The following is a 25359-nucleotide window of genomic DNA, read 5'->3' as shown; positions in this document are numbered from 1 at the left end:
CCCTCGAAACCGCTCCCCCGCCTGTGCGTTTCGCCACAGAACGAGACGTCCGAGTACCGTTGGTCGCTTATTCACCTTCCGTACATCACCGGCTGTCTATAGTCGTGGCCTATGACCACTTCTCGACCGCCCGCCGTCGCCATCATCCCCGCACGGGGAGGCTCGAAGGGCATCCCGCTCAAGAACCTCCAGAAGGTCGGCGGCCGCACGCTCCTGGCACGTGCGATCGACGCAGCCCGCGGCGCGCACGGCATCGGCCGCGTCGTCGTCTCGACGGACCACGACGGCATCGCGCAGGAGGCGGAACGCGCCGGCGCCCAGGTGGTCCATCGCCCCGACGACATCTCCGGCGACACCGCCAGCAGCGAATCGGCTCTGATCCACGCCCTCGACGCCCTGGGCACGGACGCGGAGATCACCGTCTTCCTCCAGTGCACGTCCCCCTTCATCGACTCCGCATCGCTCGACAGCGCGATCAGCCGTGTGAAGGACGATCACGCGGACGTCGTCTTCTCCGCGGTCGAGGACCACTCGTTCCTGTGGAAGCTCGACCCAGCCGCACATGCGGAAGCCGTCGGCCACGACGCCGCCTTCCGCCCCCGCCGCCAGGACCGGGACCCCCACTTCAACGAGACGGGCGCGTTCTACGTCATGCGCACGGAGGGGCTCCGCGCGTCGGGGCATCGCTTCTTCGGCCGGATCGAGATCGAGGAGGTCCCGCTCGAGCAGTCACGCGAGATCGACTCGATGTCCGACCTCACACTGGTCCGGGCGATCGCCGCGAGCCAGGAGGACACGCACGTCCTCGACGTGGATGCGCTCGTGACGGACTTCGACGGTGTCCACACGGACGATTCCGCGTTCGTCGACCAGGACGGCCGTGAGTTCGTCCGCGTGCACCGCGGCGACGGCATGGGGGTCGGTCGGCTCGCCGATGCGGGCTTCCCGTTCCTCATCCTGTCGAAGGAGCGCAACCCCGTCGTCACCCGCCGTGCGGAGAAGCTGCGCGTCGACGTCCTCCAGGGCATCGACGAGAAGGCCGGTGCGCTCGCGGCGTGGATCGCAGAGCGGGGATTGGACCCGGAGCGGGTCGCCTACGTCGGCAACGACATCAACGACCTCGCGGCGTTCAGCGTCGTCGGGTGGCCGATCGCCGTGGCGGACGCGCACCCCAAGGTGCTCGCCGCTGCGCGCTTCGTCCTCCACCGCGAAGGCGGGCAGGGCGCGGTCCGTGAAGTGTGCGATTTGATACCCGCCAGTACCCTCGCGAAGCACGCCGCGCCATAATGGTCATATCCGGCAATCGAACTTTCAGCCCGCCTCACTACACCCGTGCACGGCTCCCGTCCCATGCCGTGCTGCCACATGCAACCCAGGAGAAGAGGATTCTCATGACTGACGCCACGATCGCCCCCGCCTCGACGATCACCCCCGTCGCATTCGGCGATCTTTCCGTCGGCCCGGGCGAACCGGTCTACATGATCGGTGAGATCGGCATCAATCACAACGGTGATGTCGACATCACGAAGAAGCTCATGGACGTCGCTGTGGAGGCCGGCGCCCAGTCGGTGAAGTTCCAGAAGCGCAATCCGGACGTCGCGGTGCCTGAGGCGCAGAAGTCGAAGATGCGCGACACACCCTGGGGCACCATGACCTACCTGGACTACAAGTACCGGGTGGAGTTCGAGAAGGAGCAGTACAAGGAGATCGACGCGTACGCCAAGGAGAAGGGCCTGCAGTGGTTCGCGTCTCCGTGGGACATCGATTCGGTCGAGTTCCTGGAGAACGAGTTCGACGCCCTTACCTACAAGGTGGCATCCGCGACACTCACGGACATCCCGCTGCTCAAGGCTATGGCGGACACCGGCAAGCCGATCCTCTGCTCGTCCGGCATGAGCGACTGGGCGATCCTGGACGCGGCGGTGGAGGTCTTCGACCGCGACAGGCTGGTGCTCATGCACTCGACGTCGACCTACCCGCTGCCCGTCGAAGAGGCCAACCTGCGGGCGATCCCCGCGATGCAGGACCGCTACGGGGTGCCGGTGGGCTATTCCGGGCATGAGACCGGCACGGAGATCTCCCTGGCCGCGGTCGCCCTGGGTGCGGTGACGGTGGAGCGCCACATCACCCTCGACTCGTCCATGTGGGGCTCGGACCAGTCCGCGTCGATGGAGCCGAACGACTTCATCGAGCTGTGCCGCGGCGTCCGCGTCCTGGAGAAGGCGCTGGGCGACGGCGTGAAGCGCATCATGCCCGGTGAGGAATCGAAGATCGGCTCGCTCCGCAAGTGACCTGATCCATGGGAGGTGGGCGGTGGACAGTGTTCGCCGCCCACCTTCATTCATCCTGCGCACTCATCCTGAGGAAGGCCCTGTGCCCCATTCGCCCCGACTGTCCGTCATCGTGCCCGCCAAGGACGCTGCCCCCTACCTCCCGACGATGTTCCGCTCTCTCGCACTGCAGTTCGATGACCCCGCCGACCTCGAAGTCGTCTTCGTCAATGACGGTTCGAGCGACGACACCCCCGCGGTGCTCGAAGAGTACGGCCCCCGCTTCCCCCATTTCGAGGTCGTCACCCACGCCACCGCGCAGGGGTTGGCGAACGGCCGCAACGCCGGCCTGGCGAGGGCGCAGGCGGAGCGGATCGTGTTCCTCGACGGCGATGACTGGCTGGCCCCCGGGCACCTGCCCGTCATCGACCGCGCCCTGAGCGACCTGGGCGTCGACTTCGTCCGGTGCGATCACACGACGGTGACGGGGGCCGTGAGGTCCTTCAAGCACGCGCCCATGAGCGTGCGGGGTCTTGCGCTGGACCCGCGGGCCGGCATCCTCCCGGACTACGAATCGACGATGGTCGACTACCCGTACGCGTGGGCCGGCGGCTTCCACCGGCGTCTGCTGGATCGGGGTCTGCTGCCCTTCCCCGCGGACTTCCAGACGGCGGAGGACCGCTCGTGGATCTGGAACCTGCACCTGCACGCGGAGTCCTTCGCGGTCGTCGATGCACCGGGGATCCGGTATCGCCGCGGCGTCGCCACCTCGCTCACGCAGATCTACGACCGGCGTCAACTGGATTTCATCCGCGCGTTCGAGGGGATCTTCGCGCTGGTCGAGGCGGACCGCGATGCGGAGCTCCTGTGGCCCAAGGCCGCCCGGAACTGGCTGGCGATCCTCCACCACCACGCCGGTCGGTCCGCCGCGATGGACGGGGACGTCCGCTCCGACCTCACAGCGGGAGCCGTGCGGGCGAGCGCACGCATCCCGGAGGCGGTCCTGAGCCGCCAGCTCCGGGAGGCGTCGCGCAACCGGTTCGCCGCTGTCCTGCCGTACATGCCCCGCCGGTTCGCACACGTCACGGAGGCCGTCCAGTGAAGCAGATCTTCCTCGCGTCCACGTTCTTCCAGGTGGTGAGCCTCGCCGCCGCGATCGATGCGGGCACCACGGACGTCCCCGCCTACCCGGCGGCCGTCCTCGCACCGGAGAGCCTCCCCGCAGCTCACGTGAGCGAACGGATCCTGCTCGCCAGCAATCACGCGCAGGCTCTCGAGCTCACCGCACGGCTGCAGGACAACCGCGCGCTGGCACCGGCTCTGCGGCGCTTCGACCGCGTCATCGACCTCAACGACACGCTGCACCCCCAGCACCCCACGTCGTGGAGGCCCGCGCACGAGGACCTGCCCCTGCTCGAGGAGGCCCTGCGGACCCGCTGGGGTCTGGGCGACGGGCCGGTCGAGCTGGTCGTGGAGTCGCCGCAGGTGAACCCAGCGATCGCGCTGGGACGCGTCTTCCGGTCCGCGTTCATCCGCGTGCACTCCGACGGCCTCATGAGCTATGGCCCCACGCGCAGCACGATCCCCCTCGCCAACGGGCAGCGGATGACGGCGCTGCACCACCTGCCGCTGGTCGAAGGGCTCACCCCGCGTCTGCTCGTCGAGTACGGGATCGCACCGCGCCCCACCCCGCTCCGCGCGTTCACCGCGATCGTCGACGAGATCGCGGCGGATCAGGCCGATCTCCTCGCCCCGCTGCTCGACGACCTGGACGGTGCCACGACCGGGCTGGCGTTCGGCCAGTACCTCGCAGCGCTGGGCCTCATGACGGAGGACGAGGAGAGTGCGCTGCACCGCCGGATGGTCCTGACCGCGGCGGAACGGGGGCTCGCGGCACTCGCCTTCAAACCACACCCGGCGGCACCGCCGTCACGGCTGGACGACATCGCCTCCGCAGCACGCGAGGCCGGCATCCGCCTGCGGGTGCTGGACACCCCGGTGTTCGCCGAGGCGATCGTGGCACGCCTGCGACCGGCCGTGGTCATCGGGTCGTTCTCGACCGCGCTGGCGACCGCCCGCGCGGCATACGGGATCCCGATCGCCGTGCTGGGCACCGGTCCCCTGCTGGAGACGATCGCCCCCTACCAGAACAGCAACCGCGTCCCGGTGACGATCATGCATGAGCTGGCAGCGGTGGGGCCGGCCGCGCCCCTCACAGCGCAGCAGTCGGGCGACCTGCAGGTGATCGTCGACACAGTGTCCTACTGCATGCAGCCGTCGCTCCTCGCCGCATTCCGCGAACGGGCCTCCGCGTTCCTCGACTCCCCCGCAGGTCCTGCGCACCGCCTGCACTTCAAGCGCAGGAGACTCACGCGGCTGGGTCTGCCGGGCGCGCTGCCGAAGAGCCGCAGACCCCGCACCGTCGCGGCGCGGGCCGCGCGCACGGCAGCGACGTTCACGCGGATCTACGGTGAGCGCTGGACGGGACGGAAGCTCCTCCCATGAACGCGACCCTCGCCCGCTCGTCCTCAGACAGCGTCTCCCACGCCCGGCGGCAGCACGCGTTCGTGGAGTCGCCGTTCCAGTTCCTGTCCGGGCTCGAGGCGGTGGCGCCGCACGCGTCCGCCGTCCTCCACTGGCGTGCGGATGCGAAGGGGATGCGTGCCTTCGTCGACGCGTTCGATCCCGCGTGGCTGCCGGCGGGGGTGAGCCTCAGCGCGGGGATCCCCGAAGCGCTCCACGGCGCAGCCCCCGACTGCGAGCCGGAGGAGATCCTCGTGGGCGACCTCGCCTCCGGGCGGATCCAGCGGATGCTGTCCGACGCGTATCTCACGCGCTACTTGCCGCCTGTCACGGTCATCGACGACGGGCTGTCGACTCCGGCGGTCATCCGTCAGCTCATGACCACGCAGACGCCGATCCACCGTCCCCGGCACCTGCCGACTCCCCTGCGCCTGCCGCTGGCGGCCTACGTCTCCTCCCGCCTGCGCGGTCTTGCGCGCAAGGGCCGGCTCACCTGGTTCACGGCGCTGCTGGACGATCCGGACCTGCAGGGGCGCGTCGAAGCGTCGGGCATCCGCGTGCGCACCCACCGTTTCGAGCACCTGCACACCCTCGATGCGTGTGAGCGGCCGGACACCCCCGGTGTCGTCATCGGTTCCGCGATGGCCGCGGACGGGCTCATCGATCCGGAGGCGTACACGGCGTGGGTGCGGGGCGTCGCCCGGTCCCAGCCGGTCACGTACTACCCGCACCGGCGGGAGTCCGCGGACTTCCTCGACACGCTCGCGCGTCTTCCCGGAGTCCGTGTGGCACCCCTGGGGCTTCCCCTCGAACTGCGGCTGTCGACGCTGCCGGACGGCGTGCGGGTGCATTCCCTGCCGTCCACGGCGGCGTTCAGCCTCTCGCTCCTCAACCCCGGGTCGCGGGTCGCGGTCACCGCGATCCCCACCGCATGGTGGCGGCCCCGCGCGTCTGCGGCGTTCCGACGCGAGATCGACGCGTTCGCCGCAGGCTTCCGGCGGTTCAGTCACGTGGAGGGCACGCCATGACCGCTGCGACCGCGTCGCGTCCGCCGTCCGTCCTCGCGATCGCGGACAGCGAGTCGTATCTCAAGTGGGCCGCTCAGCTGCTGGATTCCCTCGACGGGTTCACGACCCGGCTGGCGCTGGTGCGCACGCCCATCCTCCCCACCCCGTCGCAGATCGAGGGGGCTCTGGCAGGGTCCGGCAGGCAGCCGCGGGACGTCCCCGTCCTCGACCGGCGCGGCATCGCGGACACGATCCGCGCCTCGGGCTGCGACGTCGTCCTGGCCGCTGCGACCGGACCGGTGGTCCAACAGGTCTACGGCTCCGCCGCCCGGATGGATCCGCGGCCCGCGCTGGTCTCCGGGCTGCCCGGGGTCGGTCTGCCGGCCACGCGCAAGGGCCAGCGGTATCGCCGGCTGGGCGATGCCTTCCTCACCCATTCCCACCGCGAGGCCCGCGAATACCGGCGGGTGATGGCGGCACTGCGGATTCCCGCCGAGGTCGTCGTCACCCGCCTGCCCATGCTCCGGTCGGAGGGACCGCCCGTATGCACGACGGCGCCCGGTCAGGTGCGCAGCCTCGTCTTCGCACCGCAGGCGAAGGTCCCGCCCGAGGCCGCGGACCGGATCCGCATCGTCCGGACCCTGTCCGCCTGGGCGGAGGCTGCGGACGACCGGGAGGTCGTCATCAAGCTGCGGTCGCGCGAGGGTGAGCAGGAGACCCACCACGACGCGCACCCCTACCGCGACCTCGTCGCCCAGCTGCGGGAGGAGGGGACGCTCTCCTCCCGTGTGCGGCTGGCGTACGGCCCGATGTCGGACTACCTCGTCGCAGGGGCGGGGCTCGTGACCGTGTCTTCGACTGCGGCGCTCGAATCGTTGGACCGTGGGCTGCCCACCGCGATCATCTCGGATTTCGGGGTGGGGCCGGGCATGCTCAACGAGGCCTTCGCCGGGTCCGGCACGGAGCGCACCCTCGCGCAGATCGCCGCCGATGACATGCCCTTCCCCACTGCGACGTGGCTCGAGCAGAACTACTTCCATCCGCGCTCGACGGATTGTGCTGATGCGCTGCGGCTGCTCGCGGTGCGGGCCCGGGAGCGTCAGCTGCCGGACCTGAGCCGGGAGTCCCGTCGGCAGGACCTGCGGCGCATCCGGGCGGAGCTGCGGACCGCGGCACCCGCCCCGGTCGTCCGGGGATACCGGCTGCTCAGCGGGAGGTGTGGTCGAAGCCGTCGGTGACGACGACCTCGGCGGCGGGGTCCTGTTCACTGCGGTCGGGGAAGACCCAGGTGCGGTACGCCCAGAAGCGGAAGATCATCGCCAGGCCGATGCCGATGACGTTGGTCGAGATGTTGTAGGACACCGGGTCGTGGAGGCCCAGCAGGTACCAGGTGACACCCAGCGGCGCGACGACGATGACCATGCCGATGAGGTTGACGACGATGAACTTCCACATGCCCGCCAGAGCGGACCCGGAATTGCGCTGCCCGTAGGTGAGGAAGCGGTTGCCCACCCAGGCGACCGCCATCGACACGATGGTCGACACGACCTTCGCCTTGACGGGACTGGCCACCAAAAGCGCGGGGACGCCCAGGAACCCGAAGAGCAGGACGTTGGACAGCCCCACGTCCACGAGGTACGCGACACCGCCCACGGAGAGGAAGGAGAGGACTTCGCGGAACAGGCGGCGGCGGTCGGCCCAGTGTTCGGACCACGTGGCCCGCAGCCCCTTCCCGGGTGCGTCCACGCGTGCGCGTCGCCGTTCCAACATGCAAGTCCTCTGTCGTCCAGTCGCCCTCCGACCGCAGTGGTGACCGGGGAGCGCGTACCGCAGCACTCTACGCCTTTCGGGTGTGCGGACACACGCAGGCACGCGCGGTCTCAGTGTCTGTTCGGCCTGCGTTCACCCGGCGGGAGGAACGCGGTGGCCGTCGTCGCGATCCGCTTCGCCGGCACTGCGACGGCTCGGTGCACGGGGCGCAGCGCCAGAAGATGTGCGATTCCCAGCGCGGCGCACGCGCAGAGGACCACTGCCCCGATCTGGATCGCGTGGCCGTAGCCTCCGTCGAACAGTTCCGTGAGGGTGGGGGCCAGAGCGATCACCGCGAATCCATGGAGGAGGTAGATGGAGAGCGACCTCTCCCCCATGACCGCGAGCGCGTTCCGTGCGTCGGGCAGGACGGCGGCGAGCGCGAAGATCGCCAGCAGTGCGATGGCGATGAGACAGAAGCGGATGAGCAGTCCCTGGAGTGCCGGGGTGTCGAGGTAGTCGAAGTTCTTGCTGCCGTACAGCCAGCCCCGGCTGATGTCCGCGATGAACAGCGTGAGCATCGGAACGAGTGCAACAGCGCAGAGGCCCACCCCCGTCCAGGTGGGGAGCAGGGTGGTCCTCTTGAGCAGGCGTGGGCCCGCGACTCGCCCCAAGACGAAGAAGGGCCAGAAGACGAGCATCCGTGACAGTGAGAACTCGTAGTCCGCGAAGGGGGCCAGACCCGCACTGATGCTGACCGCCACGGAAACGATGGCGAGTGTGCGCGGGAACCGTTCGACGAGTGGGACGGTGAGCGTCCACCCGATCATGCCCAGCAGGAACCACAGGATCCAGTGCGGGGTCGTCCACGACCAGGCGAAGGGGTCGCCCGCCCACAGCTCCGCCAGGTAGTAGAGGCACTGGAACGTCACGAGCAGCACGGCGAAGGTGAGCAACCGTTCGAGGAGGCGCTTCGACTTGGCTGTCACACCGGCGAGGAACACGAACGCCGGCATGTGGAACGCGTAGATGCACGTGAGGGTGAGCCGGACGAGGCCGTCTTCCCATTCGCCGTCCAGTCCCTCGAGGAGGTGGCCCAAGACCACGAGCACGATGAGGACGCCCTTCGCCCCGTCCAGGCGGTTGTCCCTCACGATGCCTCGCATTTGCGCATGAGGAAGGATTCTCCAGCACGTCGACGAGCCTGTCGAACCGGGAGGGAAAAGATCAGCACGACCAGGGTCAGCAGAGCTCCAATCAGAAGAGCCCTGAGATCGTGCCGTCCTCCGCCACATCGATACGGTAGGCCGCCGGTGACTTGGGCAGCCCGGGCATCGTCATGATGTCGCCGCAGATGACCACGATGAAGCCCGCACCGGCGGACAGCCGCACGTCGCGCACCGTGAGTTCGTGGCCCTCCGGCGCTCCCCTGAGCGTGGGGTCGGAGCTCAGCGAGTACTGCGTCTTCGCGATGCAGACGGGCAGCCCGCCGTATCCCTCTTCGATGTACCGGTCCAGCTTGCGGCGGACGGCGGTCGGGACCTGCACGGAGCCTGCCCGGTAGATCGTGGTGGCGAGCGCTTCGATCTTCTCGAACGGAGAGGCGTCGAGCTCGTAGGGGTGTCGTTGTCCCCCGGCGCCGTCCGCGTCCCGTTCCTCGGCAGCGGCGATGACAGCGTCTGCGAGGTCGAGGGCCCCCTCTCCTCCGTGAGCCCAGTGCTCCGCGGACACCGCACGGACGCCCTGTGCGGCGAGGTGTTCGACCGCCGCTTCCACTTCTGCATCCGTGTCGGACGGGAAGCGGTTGAGGCTCACGACCGGGGTGAGGCCGTAGACGTCCCGGAGCACACCCAGGTGGTGTTCGAGGTTCGTCATCCCCGCAAGCATCGCGTCGACGTCCGCCTGCTCGAGGGCATCCTTCGCAATGCCGCCGTGGTACTTGAGCGCGCGGATGGTCGCGACGACGCAGACGATGTCCGGCCAGATGCCGGTGGCGCGGCACTTGATGTCGAGGAATTTCTCCGCACCCAGATCCGCGCCGAACCCGGCTTCCGTGATCGCCCAGTCGCCCAGGGCCAGAGCGGACCGTGTGGCGAGCGCGCTGTTGCAGCCGTGGGCGATGTTCGCGAACGGGCCTCCGTGGATGAACGCGGGGGTGTGCTCCAGTGTCTGGACGAGGTTGGGCGACAGTGCGTCGCGCAGCAGGGCCGTCATGGCTCCGGCGGCACCGATGTCGTCGACGGTGACGGGCGTACGGTCGCGGGTGTGCGCGACGACGATGCGGGCCAGCCGTGCTCTCAGGTCTGCCACGCTGGTGGACAGGCAGAAGACGGCCATGACCTCACTGGCGACGACGATGTCGAAGTGGTCTTCGCGGGGCACCCCGCCGTTCAGCCCGCCCAGACCGATCGTCACGTTCCGCAGTGCGCGGTCGTTGAGGTCCATGACGCGGTTGATGTGGATGCGACGCGGGTCGATGTCGAGTGCGTTGCCGTGGTGGATGTGGTTGTCGAGCATGGTGGCGGCGAGGTTGTTTGCCAGCGCGATCGCGTTGAAGTCACCTGTGAAGTGGAGGTTGATGTCCTCCATGGGAACGACTTGGGCGTGTCCGCCGCCGGCAGCGCCGCCCTTCATGCCGAAGACCGGTCCCAGGCTGGGTTCCCGCAGGGCGAGGACCGCCTGCCCGGTGGGGTCCTCCCCTGCGGCGAGCCGCCGGCGGTTGCGTTCGTTGAGACCGTCGGCCAGACCGATGCTGGTGGTCGTCTTCCCCTCACCTGCGGGCGTGGGGCTCATCGCGGTGACGAGGATCAGCCGGCCGGGTTTCGTCTCCCCTTCGATGCGTTCAAGGACGGACACAGGCACCTTCGCCTTCGTCCATCCGTACGGGATGAGATCGTCCGCGGTCAGACCCACCGTGTCCGCGATGTCCGTGATCCGCCTCAGCTGCGCTGCCTGGGCGATCTCGAGATCGATGTTCATGGGCCCATTGTGCCTGAGAACACAGTCAGGCGGGGGCTGCACCTCGGCTCATCATCAGCCTCGCCTGTCCGCTGTGATCGCTGATTCCACGATGTCTTCAAGGCGGAACTCAGCCTTCCACGACAGCTCTGCTGCAATACGGCTCACGTCGGCCACGAGCTTCGGCGGATCGCCGGCGCGACGCTCTCCCCTGATCGGGACGATCTCCTGGTTCAATCCGCTCGCCATCGCGTCGATCACCTCTGCGACAGATGCGCCCTCACCGGTCCCCACATTGAACGTTGATTGCGATGCCTCTCCGGTGGCGAGGTAATCCAACGCAGCGATGTGAGCCTCGGCGAGGTCCTTCACATGGATGTAGTCCCGGATGCAGGTCCCGTCGGGAGTGTCGTAATCACTGCCGAAGATGACTGGCTGCTCGCCACGCTTCACCCGGTCGAGCACGATGGGAATGAGGTTCATGACGGCGGTGTCGGCAAGATCTGGCCACCCGGCTCCCGCAACATTGAAGTACCGAAGTTTCACAGCTTTGAGGTTTGTCGCGATCCGCGCGTTGTCGATCATCCATTCGCCGATCAGCTTCGTCTGACCGTAGGGGTTGATCGGCCGGCAGTCGATGTCCTCTTCCACCAGGTTGACGTCTGGGATCCCGTACACCGCTGCCGATGAAGAGAACACAAGACGATCAACACCCTGGCGGTCGATTGCGGCGAGCAGGTTCGCGAGACCGTTCACGTTCTGCCGGTAGTACCAGACCGGCCTCTCCACGGACTCGCCCACCTGCTTCTTCGCCGCGAAGTGGATGACGGCTTCCACGTCGTGCCGCCGCATGACTGAGACGAGAGAATCTTCCGCGTCCGAGGCCGCGAGGTCGATCTCTTCGACCGAATGTCCGCTGACGCGGGATGCGATGCCGTTGGACATGTCGTCGACGATCACGACCTCGTCTCCACGCTCGGCGAGGAGACGCACGACGTGGGATCCGATATATCCCGCGCCGCCAGTTACCAGGACTGTCATGAGGTTCCCTTCACGTGTACGAAAGCCGCGAGCGACGGGAGCCGCGGCGGCGTATCACATTCTTCATCGTCGAGGATACCGACGCACTCGCCTCGTCGAGGACCGCGGGACGCTCACCCACTCTGAGCTCAGACGCTCGAAGGGCGTCGCGAGATCGACATCCCGTGGAGAGCCTTCCCTGTTTCGCTCGAGAGATCCCACGCAGAACCAAGGATTAGAAGGGGTACCCAGCACTGCAGACGTGACGGAGAATGGATCGGGAAAGGTTTAGGCCCGATGGGTCGCGCCGCAGAGTTCGTTCTGTTTCGCGCTCGCTACGTTTTCGAGAGGCATGAATGTTCCGCCGCCCGCCACTGCTCCCCGAAGGACGTCTCTACGGTCTTCTCTGGGGCATCCCCCAGGAGTTCGGCGGCATGACCAGCGCAGCGTTGCAACGAGCGTCACAATTCGCCGAGGTTGATAAGCGCGTTGTCGAGATCCTCACTCTTTCTCCCCAGATGGATCCGAAGCGAAGACGGGCGGCTCTGCTGGCTTCGAAGAAGATCGGTCGTCGAGTGCGCATTCGCAATCTGTGGACTGATCTTCGAAGGATGACCGACAAGCAGATATCCAGACTTCAAGGGACGGCGAAACGACCGATCACCCACGTTGGGGAACAGCTCCCCACCACTGGGACTGCGGAACCCATGAGATCGGACGACAGCGGGAACATCCTCCAGGTCGATCGATACCGCAGGGACGGGTCTCTGCTCGCCATCGATCGCCGGGATGCCCGACGGAGAGGACACCTTGGAGGGCGACGGATCACAGTCTTCGACCGGAAGGGCAATGCCTCAGCGCAATGGGAGGCCGAAGCGGACTTCTACCATTCATGGATCGACTGGGTCGTCGACGACCGCCCCGCCACGATCATCTCCGACTCCAGCCCGATCGGAGGGATGATGCACGGCTACCGCCGGGACAACGTCATCCTCATCCAGGTATTGCACAACCCCCACCTCAAAGACCCCACCGGGTCCCCGTATGGTCTCCTCCCCCCGGCGAAGAAGGAGATCCTCACCCACCTCGACCGGTATGACTTGGTTACGACGCTCACAGAAGGACAGCGGAGAGACATGCTCGATTCCTGTTTGGCCGTCGGCAAGATCCAAACTGTCTCCAACATGTATGACGGTCCGATCGCCGAACGGATAGGACCACGCCCAACAGGACGAGGGGTGATGGTCGGCCGTCTCGTCCGACAGAAGCGGGTCGAGCATGCGATCGAAGCGATGGCGCTGGTGCATGAAACACACCCCACTGCCGTGCTGGACATCTTCGGTGACGGCATACACCGACAGCGACTGGCTTCACTCATCAACGACCTGGAAATCGGGGACGCTGTCCGCCTACATGGTTACGATGCCGACGCGAGAGCACAGTTCGAGCACGCGTCCTTCAGCATCCTCTCCAGCCGCTTCGAAGGCCAGGGTCTGGTGCTCCTCGAAAGCCTGGCGGCCGGCTGTATCCCGATCGCATACGACGTCCCATACGGTCCTTCCGACATCATCACGCATGGGGTGAACGGGTTCCTCGTGCCAGCCGGGGATACGACGGAACTGGCGGCTACGGTCAAACACGTCATCTCGCTCGGCAACCAAGAACTGACCGGTATGCGAGAGGCCGCGCTGAGCCGCGTGGCGGATTTCGCGCCGAACGTCATCACTCGACGGTGGCGCGATGTCCTCTGCGAAGCTGCGGCAGCAAAGACAGCTGACAAGGAGTTCCGCGTTCGAGCCATCCTCCGCGATGCATATGCGACCGATCAGGGGATCCACCTCGCGCTCGAAGTCGTACTCGACACCTGGGACGCGCTCGACCGTGCACTGGTCGCCTGGGTGGGCCGAAAGACACCGGCGTACGGCCGGGTGCTGGCCTCCATAGAGACCGAAGCGCAGACCAGCCGCGTGCACGCAGTACTCCCCTACGATCGGTTCACGGCAGCTGGTAAAGGCCTGCTCGATGTCTTCTTGGATGTCAGCGTTGCCGGGACTTTACGAAGAGTCCGCATCACCGCCGCAGGCCTCGAACAGGCGGTCGGGAGTGGCCCCGCCGAGATCTACGCTACTCAGCATGGCAACGCGAGCATCCGGCTCCACACTGGCCGCGGCCGCACAGCCGATCAGGGCATCACTCGCGCTATTTGAGGCATCGGCTCATTCCGCAGGTCTATCACCGCGTCGAAGTCGACGTCACCGAACAGACGCCTCCAGTCGCGTGTGAGTGCAGCGTCGAGCCTGAGTTGCTCCATTGCGGTCAGAGAATGCTCGTAGTTTGGCCCGTCGGACCGCCGACCCAGTTGACGCGCTCTCTCGATAAGATCAGCCTCTTCGCTCGTGACTACTCTCGCCCCGGCGGTCGGGAGCAGTCGGCAATGGTCTTCGAGGCTCTGCATAGTCTGCAGTGCGATCTCGTCCTTCGAAGGAGGGAAAGACAGCGTGATGTCGCAGTCTTCGAGATGCGATTGCCGCACAACATTGATGACATCGCGCCCGACCGTTGGGTCCTTAAGTGAGCGTGACCGCACCAGTATGCGTTTGCGCTCGGGATCGCGAAGCGTGACGAGTCGAGTATCGGCAGTTTTCTCTCGGAAGACGGTGTCCACCACTCTCTGTGTGATCGCAGTGTCGGAGTATGGCACATGCGTCGTCGCCCAGTCGCGTCTGCGAGCGACGATCTCTGCCGACTGTGTTCCTTGCACGGCCCTCTGGACAGCGGCGAGAAGCTCATCCTCGCAATCTGAACATTCTCCCGGAAGGGAGTCAAGGGAATAGTACAGGCCTCTTCCATCCTGATATTCTGCACTGTCAGGGACATAAAAGACCAGAGGCCTATCCTCGGCGAGATAGTCGAAGAATACGCTCGAATAATCGGTGATTAGAACATCCACAGCCGCAAGGAGCTCGTTCGTATTGACGTCGTTAGGCACCAAGGCGTCCGCCAGCTCGGGGTCGTCGATTCCCTGCTTGTAAACGAACTGGTGAACCTTGAGCAGCACGTCGCAGCCTTCGCCTAACGACTCGCGCAGCGAGTGCACCACTGATCGGAGGCTTCCGACATCGTTCTCAGGCTTGTTAGTCGATTCTCCTCTCCACGTGGGAGCGAAGAGGACTAGCGATCGGCCCTCACGAACACGCAACCCACGGTTTCGCAGAGAGCGCCGTACGGAGTAGGGGTCGACTGCCGCCTGGCCCGCCATACGTGGAAGACCCGTCTCGATAACAGTGCCTTGATACAAGCCACCGAGCTGAAACGCATCTCGATACATGGTCTGAGTCATCGAAGGCCCCGATGAGAGGAGATAGTCAGCAGCCAGGAATGTCCGCACGACATTACGAGTGCCGACCGCCCCACCTGGCAGGTCGTATCCCATCGTTTTGAGTGGGATTCCGTGCCATGTATTCACATAGACTTGCCCCGCTGGCTTCGAGTACTCCAGAGGGAACGCCGAGTTTGAAATCACGTATTGAGCGGTAAGGAGACGATGAAAGTACTCGACAGTTCCGCGTCTGACGAACACCAAATTCGGGAGCGACTCGCACCGCTTCCGGAAGCCGTCATGCTCGGGTCCGCTCTGCAGGACCCAGACATGTTCGTAATCATGGAACGCGGGGTCAGCGACGAGATGCTCGAACATCGACCGCGGGTTGCACAACGCGCCATTCCCACCGAACGATTCATAAAAAATAGTGCGCGGCTTCACCGGCGCGGCAGCACAGCGAGCGATGTCTGCCAGCTTCTTGGCCCGTGCGGCCTTCTTCCGGTCAGACGGGCTGGACGTTTGTGGAGCGGCTTTTCGTGGAGCAGAGGTTGGACGCCTGCGAGCCGCGGTCTTGCCTCGCGCACGTCTCAGGCGAGCGGCGAGCGGTGCTGGAATCCTTGCCATTACGGCACTTTTGAATCCCATCGTGGAAGTCCTTCTCCTAGCCTCGAAACTTCGTGGGGAGCCGATCCATCGCAACCGGGCTCTCCAAGCGCTCTATACCCACTGATCTTTGCACACGGTAGAGCCCAACCCCACGTGACGCTGCGGATACGGTTATTCCGCCTGCGACTACTCATCCCCTCCTCCAAATACTCGCCATGACCAAACTACGTGCCCGGCTACTGGGCCGAGACTGGCTACCTCCCACGATCGCGGAGAGCGAGCCAGATCAGTTGCCACCTGAATTTGCATCAGTCCCCGTCGAGTTGACATCGAGACGTCCTTGTCGGTCGTGCCCTATCGCGGTGGCGCCTGGCGTGTGCGGGGAAGGGTTCGCGGGAAAATGTGTGAGGCGCGGCCCTGGTGCTCGCGGAGACTTTCCATGAGTCTCGTCGCCACCTTGATACGATGAAGCGCATCGAGGAGACTAGCGGCAAACTGGCAGAGCACCATCCGAAGAGCCCGTCTCACTAGAAGCCCGCCTCAGCTGAGCGCTCTGCCCAGCCCCATCCGCCCTCCACCCTCCGCATCACTCACTACGACGAGGCGCTTTGAGAAGACGAGCACGCACCCTTCCCGACGTTCCGATTTATCATTTGCTCTGGACCATTCCGGAATCTTTCGGCGGAATGACCACAGTGGCTCTGCGACGCGCTTCAATCTTTGCGGACACAAGTCGACGGCGGATGGACATTCTGACCCTCGCCCCGGACTTTTCACCACGCACCAGACAACGCGAACTGTATCGAGACGGGAGCATCAGTCGCAGAGTCCGCGTGCGAAACCTCTGGTCCGAACTGAGGCGAGCCGGTGATACGCCTATTGTGCGGCTGGGGGAGAACACTCGCATGACCGGACACTCGGACGATTCACGTACACCCACACGCGGAAGCGAGGACTTCGAGCTCACGAACGACGCTGGCGAGGTGGTCCAGATTGCCCGGTTCCGCGCGGATGGGAGCCTCCTCCTGACCGACCGACAGGACGTCGACACCCCCGGCTCGCGCGGCGGTCGGCGGCTGACCCTGTATTCTCGTAACGGCGTCCCGGTCGGTCAGTGGCGGACCGCCAAAGCATTCTACCAGCAATGGCTCAAAATGGTCGTCGGAAAGAAGAAATCAATCGTCGTCAGCGACTCTGCATTCGTCGGCGGCATGATGCACTCATTCTCAAGTCCGCACGCATCATTAGTGCACGCGCTCCACTCGCATCACCAGAATGAGACGAGGCGTACAACTGGGCTCCTGGTCGAGAGAAACTTCCTGGTTCTCTCAAACGCTGACAATTTTGACCGCTTGGCGATACTGACCAAGCGGCAACGCGACGATCTGATTCGGGACAATATCGGTTCCGACAATCTCGTAGCGATTCCCAATCCATTCCATGGCGAACCCATCAGATCAATAAAGCCGCGGCGACGTGAGCGCGGAGTCACTGTTGCGCGGCTCTCCGGAATCAAACGTTTGGACCACGCCGTCCAGGCCCTCGCCGCAACCACGCACCCCACGCCTCCGACACTCGATATATACGGGGAGGGGAACGATCGGCGCCAAATCGAAAACAAAATCGCAGAACTCGGACTCAATGAATCTGTGCGATTGCACGGCCATGACGCAAAAGCTCGCGAACAGTTCGCAACGTCCTCTTTCAGCCTTCTCACCAGTCGATCCGAGGGGCAGTCACTCATGCTTATAGAGAGCATGGCGAGCGGGTGCATTCCGATCGCATATGACATTGACTACGGCCCCTCAGACATCATCACAAACGGAGTCGATGGCTTCTTGGTCACCGCGGGTGATCCGCTTGCTCTTGCAGGAGCGCTCAGTCGCTTTCTCAAAATGGATGAAGAAGACGTCATGGCCATGAGGGCAGCCGCGGTAGAAACTTCCAAAAGATTTTCGGCCGAGGCCGTCACAGCTCGATGGGGGAAAGTCTTCTACGAGCTTACGAGTGCTCCGCCGGCCCCCCGTCGAGGAGTGACCGCAAATGTTTCCGCGCAACTGGTCGCAGCAGAGGTCACCGACGGGAATATCGAGTTGTCCATTCGTCTGGAGATCGGGGAAACAGAGGAAGCCTCCTGGGCAAAGCTCACGTGGATCGGCAGACGAAAAGATGTGTACTTGCGTGCCGCGATGCGTCAATCTCAGAGCGACGGCTACCTGCTCTTCACGGGCACGCTGCCGGTTGATCAGCTAATCCTTGGCCCCTCGGGATTCCTGGATCTATTCGTGGACGCTCGGGTCGGCGGAACACGACTACGAAAGCGAGTCGCGGTCGAGCCCACCGTCACCCCGGTCGCTTTCGGTGACCTCGAACTGTATGCCACGGCCCACGGAAACGCCAGTATCCGCCGTCTTGCAAATCCAGCCACCCGGCCCGTGTGAACGTTACAGCTGCATGTTGCCTACCGACACACTTCATCTGATAACTGGATCTTCGGAGTTGAGTGTGGGTACGCCGATCGGGCCGGGGTGGCGGGGGTAGACGTCGAGGTCCCATCCTACGTGCCCAAGCTCGACGTCTTTCGGCCGATGCAGCCGCTGTGATTTTCTCCTTGGCCTACCCAGCCTGCACCTCATCGATGCAGACGCCACCGACGAGCCTGTGGTCCTCGATGTCGAGGCCTGTGACCCGCTGACCGGTTGCCCCGGATGCGGCGTCTGGATCGCCCCGGGTCTGTCAGAGAGCCGGTTCTAGCACGCCAGCCTCAACCGACTGGCTCACCCGAGTGCAATACAACTCCTCGAAATCAAAAGGCGCAATGTCATTGGATGCGGAATGAATGCGACTATTATTACACCAATGCGCCCATTCCATCACCGTGCACTCTACAGAACCACGGCCCAACCAAGGCTCTTCTCGCCACACAACCTCCTTCTTGAACAATTTGTTCAGCGCTTCCGCGACAGCATTATCTTATGAGTCCGGTCGACCCGACCGGCGACTCAATGCCAGCCTCGACCAGACGCTTCGCGTACGCAATCGATGTATAGTGCGAACCCTTGTCGGAATAATGAATGACACCACGAGCAGATTGATCGCGTCGACCCCTCTCCCGCATCGCATGCTCCAACGCATTCAACGCCAGGTTCGTGCGCAAAAAAGTATCCACGCTCCACCCGACAATCGCACGCGAATACAGATCCATCACGAAAGCGACGCATACGAAGCGCGACCACGTCGACACATACGTGATTATCCGCGACCCATTTCTCATTCGGCGGATCCACCGTGAAGTCTCTCTCGAGTTTGTCCCCGGGATGGGATGCACCCCGGGCACGCCGGGTCGTTCGGGTCGTACACTCGTTCCCGACTCCCGCAAGCCCCAGCGCTCGCATTCGACGCTCAACAGTGCACCTGGCGGCCCGACCCTCCGGATACAGAGTCCCCAAGGCCTCCACATCTTCCGCGCCCCATACAGCCCTCGATTCGCGGAATAGGTGTCCAGGATCCGCGCATCCCATTTCGCATCGGACTGACTCCGCGCTGCCAGGTTTCGATCCTTCCGCGCATAATACGAGCTTGCAGCGATCCGCACTCCTGACTCCGTCAGGTGGCAACAGACCGGCTCGACTCCAAACTCGTCTCGACAAGAATCGATGAACGCATCGATATCTGTCAGCGGCGGTCGAGCTCCGCCTGCACGAAAGGCGCGCTCGCTTTCCGCAAGATCTCATTCGCTCGCCGCAACTCGTGGTTCTCTTTATCCAGCTCGAGAACGCGTTGCTTCTCGTCCGTCGTCACACCGGGCGTCTCCCCGGTATCGACGTGATTCTGCTTGACCCAGTTCTGGACCGTGTTCTTGTCGATTCCCACGTACTCACCGATCAGCCTGCAGGCAGTCGCGGCGGGCATGCCGGGATTCTCGTTGAGCTTGTCGTTGACCATGCGCACAGTGCGCTCACGGGCGTCTGCGGGGTACTTGTGTGGTGCGGGCACGAGCCCACCCTTTGTTGGATGAGACTCTCTACAAACCCCGAGGCAATCCAAGGAGGTAGATTGCACGATGCGGCCTTGGGTGAGAGACGAGTTGAGGAACTTCCATCTTCACCCAACGCCCGCTTCTCATTCGCTATGGGACAGCCCAGTCGGGGGCCCTGTCACGCACTCTGAAACCGGAAGAGCCACTTAGCCTGGTGCACGCTGCGGGTCAGACCACCGGCGGGCGTCCGTGCACGGCCATGGCGAGAAGACCGCGCCCAGACAGTTTGCGGCGCGCTTCCTCATCAGCCCACGGCTCGTCTCTCCATCCATCGCGCCAGCCGGTGAACCACGTCCGCAGCTGGTCAGGCCTATTCGCCCAACGCAGACACTGCACGGCGGTCCACGAGCCCACGTACGCCCAGCTGAATGGGAAGGGCAGGTTGCGCCGGGCCAGCCACACTCTGTTCCGTGCGTTCATGTAGTAATACTCGTCATGGCGTTTGGGGTCGATCACCGGGTGTGCGACCGAGAGGTCACCCATGTACCAGACCTGGTAGCCAGCATCCCAGACGCGCCATGCGAGCTCGATGCCTTCGTGCGCGTACCAGAACGGTGCCGGCCAGCCGCCGCTTTCGTCGAAGGCCCGCCGTTGAAGTGCGACAGCACCTTCCCATACGGAGAAGACGTTAGACGAATGCTCTGCCGACCCCTTTTTGAGGCGAGGGATCCACCGAGTCGGAGCGTCCTCCCGCGATGGATCGACGACGCGTGGCTGGATCAGGCCGATCCGTGGCTGCGTACGCATCCGTTGCGCCATCCGCATGAGCGTCGTGTCATCAGGGAGCCACGCATCGTCATCGAGGAAGAAGAGGAACTCTCCACTCACGTGTGGGACGCCTTCGTTGCGACCGGCGGGAATTCCGACGTTCTTCGGGAGCGCCAGCGAACGCACTCCGTTCGGGAGACCGGTGGGCTCCCACCCGTTGCCTACGCACAAGATGTCAAGGTCGACTCCCCGCTGGGCCAGCAGCGAATCGAGCCCGCGCCGGAGGTCATCAGGGCGCTTCCCCTGCGTCAACACCACGACTCCATACCCGTAGCGACGGCGTGTAGCCGGGCTGAACAGGGGACCGCCGGACAGTCGGGTCGGCCCAGACGAAGGGTCTCCGTCCGTCGGCCTCGGAGCAGTCTGCTGGCGGAACTGCGACGTGGCAGGCGCACCGGGTGCAGTAGGCGGAGCGAGCTCGAAGGTCTGCTCACCGTCCAGAGTCCGGCCCGCATCCAGGACATGGGCATCGCGGCGCAGATGCGCGTCCCGGTCCCACGCCTCGGGATGATCCGGCAGATCAAATGGGCCGTCGTTCTGCGGACCCTGGTGTGCTCGCGCTGGATCGGTCGTCAGAAGCCGCCGTTTGCGACGGGGGTCTGTCATGAGAGCCTCCGGGATGCCACGATCGCGATGAAATGCCCCACGACGGACACCGCACACAGAATCGCCAGTGCCACGATGAGCACGCGATCCGCCGTGAGTCCAATGGCTGGAACGAGGCCGACGATGCCTGCAACAACAGCCAGCAGCGCCATCTCGACGGAGTGGTAGATGCGATGGAACGGAACGAACCGCACGATTCGCTTGAGTGTCGCGAGGAGTCCTCGGGGGATACCCGTGGCAGCTGCCGTGTCGGGCAGCCTGCCGAGTCCGTTGAACGCGCGGGCCACATGAACCATGTCGTTGAGCGCCTTGTTGAGGAGTACGAACCATCCCAGGACGAGGCCTGCCACGATGAAGGGATATGCCTGCCCAGGGTCAGTGCGCACCAGCGAAAGATCACCTACTGCGCGTATCCCCAGCGCGACCGCGACTGCGCCCTCGGTGGTGTAGTGCCCCACCTTGTCAAGGAACACTCCCGCGGCTGAGGTGGTGCCGCGCCACCTGGCCACCTCGCCATCGCAGCAGTCGAAGTACAGCTGCAACTGCGAGAAGAACAGCGCGAGCAGCGCTCCCCAGATTCCGGGTATCAGCAATGCTCCCGCGACGGCCCAGCCAGAAAGGATCATCAGTGCGGTGACGCCATTCGCAGTGATGGGGGTACGCACGAGAACGGCTGTGAGGTAGATCGAGATGTGCCGGAGGTAGAGTTCAGCAGTCCAATGCTCGGCGTTCTTGCGTGACCGAACCTCGGGTGGCTGCGCGATCGCACGGAGCTGATCGAGAGTCGGCGAGCCGGGACGTGATTCGTCGCCCATCAGGTCTCCCGCCTCCCGGTGCGCGGATAAGGATTCGGTGGAGGTCATCGATCTGAACTCTAGCTCTGTTCCATGGAGTTTCGCTCAATGTTCACCTTGGCGCTTCGCTTCTCGCCAGAGCGGTCGGGCACGAAGAGCGAGTCGACGACACGCTCAGCAGCATGTCCATCCTCATACGGTGCGAACCGTTCGAGGAAGCCCTCTCTCGCTGCGAGACCGTCAGATTCCTCACGGCGGAGAGCGGGTGCGAGCTCGCCGAGCTCCGTCGCGACCGGTCCCGGCAGGTGGTCCGGATAGTCGAGGTAGAAGCCGCGGAGCTGATCTTGGTATTCCTCGAGGTCATACGGGAAGAAGACGATGGGGCGGCCAAGTGGCGCATAGTCGAAAAACAGCGACGAGTAGTCCGTGATCAACGCGTCGCTTGCGACGAACAGCTCATTGAGATCAGCATGGTTCGTCACGTCGATGACGCGGTCTTCGAACCCCTCAGCGACAGCCAGCCGATTCCTGATGAGCACGTGGAGACGGACCAGAAGGACTGTGTCTTCTCCGAGTGCTTCAGCCATCTCTCCGATTCTGAAAGGTGGTTTGAACCAGAACCGGCCTCTGCCGGCCGGCAGATTGTCCCGGAAGGTGGGTGCATACAGGACCGCCCTTTTCCCGTCCGGAACCCCCAGCTGTTCACGGACTCGCACACGCACACTTTCTGCACTGTCCGAGTGAAGCGAGTCATTGCGCGGGTAGCCGAGCTCCAGCACTTCCGCGTCGTGACGGAAGGCGGAGGCGAATGACTCTGTGGCGAACGGACTGGGTGAGAGCAGGTGAGACCACTGGGCGATGGCCTTCGTGACACGCGCCTTGTACCCGTCGTCGCGACCATAGACCGTCTCGAGATCATGGAACATGCGTTTCAGTGGAGTGCCGTGCCATGTCTGCAGGTACACCCCATCCGGTCTGCGCGTGATGTAGTGAGGAAGGTTCTGGTTGCTCACCCAGTACTTGGCGCGGGCGAGATACCAGAAGTACTCGGGAGAGTTCTTCTTCACCACCCGAGTGTGGGAATCGGCCACATGCGGCTTCCGGTTGTACACCCAAACCTTCGTCCGGGTGTCGCCACGTCGCAGCAACTCGTCGTAGATCGCCTTCGGGCTGTCGTTCATCTGACGGCCCAGACCCGCTTCGAACACGATCAGATCGTCGGACACGGGCAACCGCTTGAAGACGCCGTACACGCGACGCATCACCGGCAAGTACTGCTTACGACGGCGAGCGACCCGGATTGCCGACTGCAGGAGCTCCCCGTACTTCTCCTGCATTGAGTTCTTACGATGGTGAGCCCGCATGGAGATGTCGAAGATCCGCTCGGAATTCTGAGTGTCCCGGTGGGCGATGAGCTGGTCAGCTTGTGAAGCGTAGTCAGGAGAAATCGCCCCACCGCGCTGAAGCGCCTCGTCGACCCGTGAGATGAGGGTGTCGAGGGCAGAGACACGGGGGCCGGGAAGCTCCGTGTCGAGATCGATGTGGGCACCGTCGCGAAGGAACCGTCCTGCATCGAACTGGTAGTAGACGACTGACTTCCCGAGGAAGCTGAAGTCCGCACCCACGCTGGAGTAGTCCGTGACCAGCACCGCGCTCTGCTTGAGCATCCGCTGCACTGATTCCTCGCCCTGTTCCACGATCCGAACATGGGGCGCCGAGAAGTGCTCGGCGAACATCCGCATGTTGGGGTGCAGGTGGAAGACGGCTTCCGCCCCGTGGTCCGTGAGGACCTGCTGGAAGCGTTCGGAATGGAGCAGCTCCGTCCAGCGGTGCAAGTACTCAGAGTCCAGGAAGACGACCTCGTTCTGCAACCACTCACGCCACGTCGGCATAATGAGGACCTGTCCCGGCCGTGGTGCTTCTCGCCCATCGAACAGAGTGTCGAAACGAGCGAGGCCCGTGACTGCAACCTCCTCCGGCCGGTATCCGAGGTCATCGACGATGATCTGCTTCTCACGCTCAGAGCTCACGAGGAACAGGTCCGTGTCGAACCCTTCGACGGAACGGCCGTAGAGCGGATCCACGCGTCGGATGGCGATCACACCGTGCTGCAGGAAGACCTTCACCGGGTCGACCATACGGTTGAACGTGCGCGAACGACTGGGGTACAAGTACTCGGGATGATGCGTGCCGAGCACCTTTTCGGCACGGAACATCAGCTCAAGATGCTCCATCGAGCGGTAGTCCACCACATGGTCCAACCCGGACAGGTTCTCGCGGTCGGATGCAGTCCGATCGATCACGTAATACGCGTCGATTTCCCGATGGTGTGTGCGCATGTACCGGAAGAATGCGAGCCCATTGTCTTGGGCCTTGAAACTCTGCTCGCCGATCAGCCAGACCGGAGCAGGGACAGATCCGCCCTCTGTCCTCATTCCGGCAGCAGCCTCGACCGCTTTCGGCCCTGCCAACATCGCATGCAGGACTTCTGTCGCGTAGTACTCGACCCGAATCGAGAGCTTCTTGGCTTTGAACGTGTAATACGGGCTCACGAGCACCGCCAGGCCGTCCCGCTCGGCAGTCGCCTCGTTGGCTCGCCGCCGCACGAGGTACCGTGAACGTCCCACACGAGCTCGGTACTCGTAGTCAGACTGCTTGGAACGGCTGACTACATGCACGTCGAAGACGTCATCGCGAGCGCTGACCGCACTCGCAAGGTCATCGCCGAGGAAGTCTTCGTGCAGGAGGTCTGCGAGCGGGAAAGACCCTCGCAGGTCGTACCGATGATGGCCCCGATGTGCCTCAGCGAAACCGGGGGTCGTCTCGAAGAAGAGGGGAATCGACAGTATTGCCCCGGTATCGCGCCCCTCGAGCAGCAACACGGCGTCGTCGAGCTCCCCATGGCGTGTGTACATGCGTCCGCGGAAGACGAAGGCACCTTCCGTGATGCGAGCCTCATCGATGTGCACACGACCGTAGTCCTTCGGCAAGTAGCCGGATGCGATGACAAGATTCCCGTAACGGGTGGGGTAGATCAGCGCCTTGTGCTCGGCGGACAAGGGCACAGGCACTGCACCTGTGACGACCGTCCGGTCGAATCGTCCCAGCGCGATGAGACCAGTCGTTCCGCGTCGAGGCGCCCGAGCGATCTCTTCAGCCTCCGGAACCTCGTCGATAGCTTGCCGTTTCTCTCCCAAGCGCCATGCGGGTGCGGTCACCTCAACAAACAAGTTGAACCGCTCGCCGATCTCCGGTGAGTCGAGTGCCGCACTGGCATCAGTCCGCGCGTGGTCTGCCGCAGCCCCCAACCACCCGGCGATCTTTGTGTCGGAGAGGGACACGAGCGCCTCGAAGCCACGCGTCCCCGGCATGACACCGCCGCCAGCCGGCGACAGCACAGCCAGCTCATGCAGGTCGCCGCGGCTGGAACGCGCCCACAACCGCCGCGCAACCGCGTCGGCCGCAACTTCCAGTCGGATGCATACATGGTCACCCTCCTGCCGATATTCCAGCCTCGCTCGCAATGGCACGTCCTCATACGGGCCGGCTCTTTCGCCGCGCGGCAAGAGCACTCCGCGAAGGTTATGTCCGAGCGTGTTGAGCAGGTTCATGGCGAAGAGTTTCCTTAGCGGGTATAGACCAGAGGATGAGACCGAGTAGAACCGCACCACCAAGGATCCGGCCCAGGGCGCTGTGC

At 64.3% G+C, this 25359-nt stretch carries 18 protein-coding genes and 1 other annotated feature; of the genes, 8 read left to right on the top strand and 10 right to left on the bottom strand.

The window, feature by feature from the left end:
* The first annotated feature begins 111 nt into the window (after positions 1–111).
* The 6 genes from JFC09_RS11895 to JFC09_RS11870 all read left to right on the top strand — a co-directional run bounded on the left by JFC09_RS11895 (position 112) and on the right by JFC09_RS11870 (position 7038).
* Positions 112–1287: an acylneuraminate cytidylyltransferase gene (locus JFC09_RS11895; RefSeq protein WP_198394244.1), complete on the top strand. Its 1176-nt coding sequence runs from the start codon at positions 112–114 to the stop codon at positions 1285–1287.
* Between the two features lie 104 nt (positions 1288–1391).
* Complete coding sequence (locus tag JFC09_RS11890) at positions 1392–2291, top strand: N-acetylneuraminate synthase family protein (RefSeq protein WP_198394243.1); 900 nt, start codon at positions 1392–1394, stop codon at positions 2289–2291.
* 82 nt (positions 2292–2373) lie between these two features.
* A complete protein-coding gene (locus JFC09_RS11885) occupies positions 2374–3372 on the top strand; it encodes a glycosyltransferase family 2 protein (RefSeq protein WP_198394242.1) in 999 nt (332 codons plus the stop codon).
* Positions 3369–4775, top strand: coding sequence for a polysialyltransferase family glycosyltransferase (locus JFC09_RS11880; protein ID WP_198394241.1), 1407 nt, complete (start codon positions 3369–3371; stop codon positions 4773–4775). Before JFC09_RS11885 ends, JFC09_RS11880 begins: the two co-directional genes overlap by 4 nt.
* Positions 4772–5821 (top strand): hypothetical protein, encoded by a 1050-nt coding sequence (locus JFC09_RS11875; RefSeq protein WP_198394240.1) that lies wholly within the window; start codon positions 4772–4774, stop codon positions 5819–5821. The genes JFC09_RS11880 and JFC09_RS11875 overlap by 4 nt, the downstream gene beginning before the upstream one ends.
* Entirely contained in the window at positions 5818–7038 is a 1221-nt protein-coding gene (locus JFC09_RS11870) for a DUF6716 putative glycosyltransferase (protein WP_198394239.1), read from the top strand. The genes JFC09_RS11875 and JFC09_RS11870 overlap by 4 nt, the downstream gene beginning before the upstream one ends.
* Here JFC09_RS11870 and JFC09_RS11865 read toward each other — a convergent pair.
* The 4 genes from JFC09_RS11865 to galE form a co-directional block, all read right to left on the bottom strand.
* Positions 7007–7570 (bottom strand): GtrA family protein, encoded by a 564-nt coding sequence (locus tag JFC09_RS11865; RefSeq protein WP_232483498.1) that lies wholly within the window; start codon positions 7568–7570, stop codon positions 7007–7009. The two genes, JFC09_RS11870 and JFC09_RS11865, sit on opposite strands and share 32 nt — an antisense overlap.
* 110 nt (positions 7571–7680) lie before the next feature.
* A complete protein-coding gene (locus tag JFC09_RS11860; RefSeq protein WP_198394238.1) occupies positions 7681–8703 on the bottom strand; it encodes an acyltransferase family protein in 1023 nt (340 codons plus the stop codon).
* Between the two features lie 103 nt (positions 8704–8806).
* On the bottom strand, positions 8807–10528 hold the full coding sequence (locus tag JFC09_RS11855) for a formate--tetrahydrofolate ligase (RefSeq protein ID WP_198394237.1): 1722 nt from the start codon (positions 10526–10528) through the stop codon (positions 8807–8809).
* A gap of 54 nt (positions 10529–10582) precedes the next feature.
* On the bottom strand, positions 10583–11548 hold the full coding sequence (gene galE / locus JFC09_RS11850; protein ID WP_198394236.1) for a UDP-glucose 4-epimerase GalE: 966 nt from the start codon (positions 11546–11548) through the stop codon (positions 10583–10585).
* Between the two features lie 413 nt (positions 11549–11961).
* Between galE and JFC09_RS11845 the strand changes: the two genes are divergently transcribed.
* Positions 11962–13734, top strand: coding sequence for a glycosyltransferase (locus JFC09_RS11845; protein WP_198394235.1), 1773 nt, complete (start codon positions 11962–11964; stop codon positions 13732–13734).
* Here JFC09_RS11845 and JFC09_RS11840 read toward each other — a convergent pair.
* Complete coding sequence (locus JFC09_RS11840) at positions 13710–15473, bottom strand: CDP-glycerol glycerophosphotransferase family protein (RefSeq protein WP_232483537.1); 1764 nt, start codon at positions 15471–15473, stop codon at positions 13710–13712. The two genes, JFC09_RS11845 and JFC09_RS11840, sit on opposite strands and share 25 nt — an antisense overlap.
* A gap of 887 nt (positions 15474–16360) precedes the next feature.
* Between JFC09_RS11840 and JFC09_RS11835 the strand changes: the two genes are divergently transcribed.
* Positions 16361–17896, top strand: coding sequence for a glycosyltransferase (locus JFC09_RS11835; RefSeq protein WP_198394233.1), 1536 nt, complete (start codon positions 16361–16363; stop codon positions 17894–17896).
* A gap of 527 nt (positions 17897–18423) precedes the next feature.
* On the opposite strand, the gene JFC09_RS17085 is transcribed toward JFC09_RS11835, so the two are convergent.
* From JFC09_RS17085 to JFC09_RS11810, 5 genes are all read right to left on the bottom strand, one after another.
* Entirely contained in the window at positions 18424–18729 is a 306-nt protein-coding gene (locus tag JFC09_RS17085) for a DDE-type integrase/transposase/recombinase (RefSeq protein ID WP_408610968.1), read from the bottom strand.
* Between the two features lie 306 nt (positions 18730–19035).
* Positions 19036–19167 (bottom strand) — a sequence feature (AL1L pseudoknot).
* Positions 19131–19400: a hypothetical protein gene (locus tag JFC09_RS11825; RefSeq protein WP_198394231.1), complete on the bottom strand. Its 270-nt coding sequence runs from the start codon at positions 19398–19400 to the stop codon at positions 19131–19133. (Overlaps the previous feature by 37 nt.)
* A gap of 262 nt (positions 19401–19662) precedes the next feature.
* Positions 19663–20520 (bottom strand): glycosyltransferase family 2 protein, encoded by an 858-nt coding sequence (locus tag JFC09_RS11820; RefSeq protein WP_332839751.1) that lies wholly within the window; start codon positions 20518–20520, stop codon positions 19663–19665.
* A gap of 344 nt (positions 20521–20864) precedes the next feature.
* Entirely contained in the window at positions 20865–21683 is an 819-nt protein-coding gene (locus tag JFC09_RS11815; RefSeq protein ID WP_198394331.1) for a CDP-alcohol phosphatidyltransferase family protein, read from the bottom strand.
* 59 nt (positions 21684–21742) lie between these two features.
* Positions 21743–25273 (bottom strand): CDP-glycerol glycerophosphotransferase family protein, encoded by a 3531-nt coding sequence (locus JFC09_RS11810; RefSeq protein ID WP_198394229.1) that lies wholly within the window; start codon positions 25271–25273, stop codon positions 21743–21745.
* Between the last annotated feature and the right edge of the window lie 86 nt (positions 25274–25359).

The sequence above is a fragment of the Brevibacterium yomogidense genome (assembly GCF_016107685.1).
Lineage (GTDB): Bacteria > Actinomycetota > Actinomycetes > Actinomycetales > Brevibacteriaceae > Brevibacterium > Brevibacterium yomogidense.
This window is presented reverse-complemented; position numbering and strand designations above follow the sequence as displayed.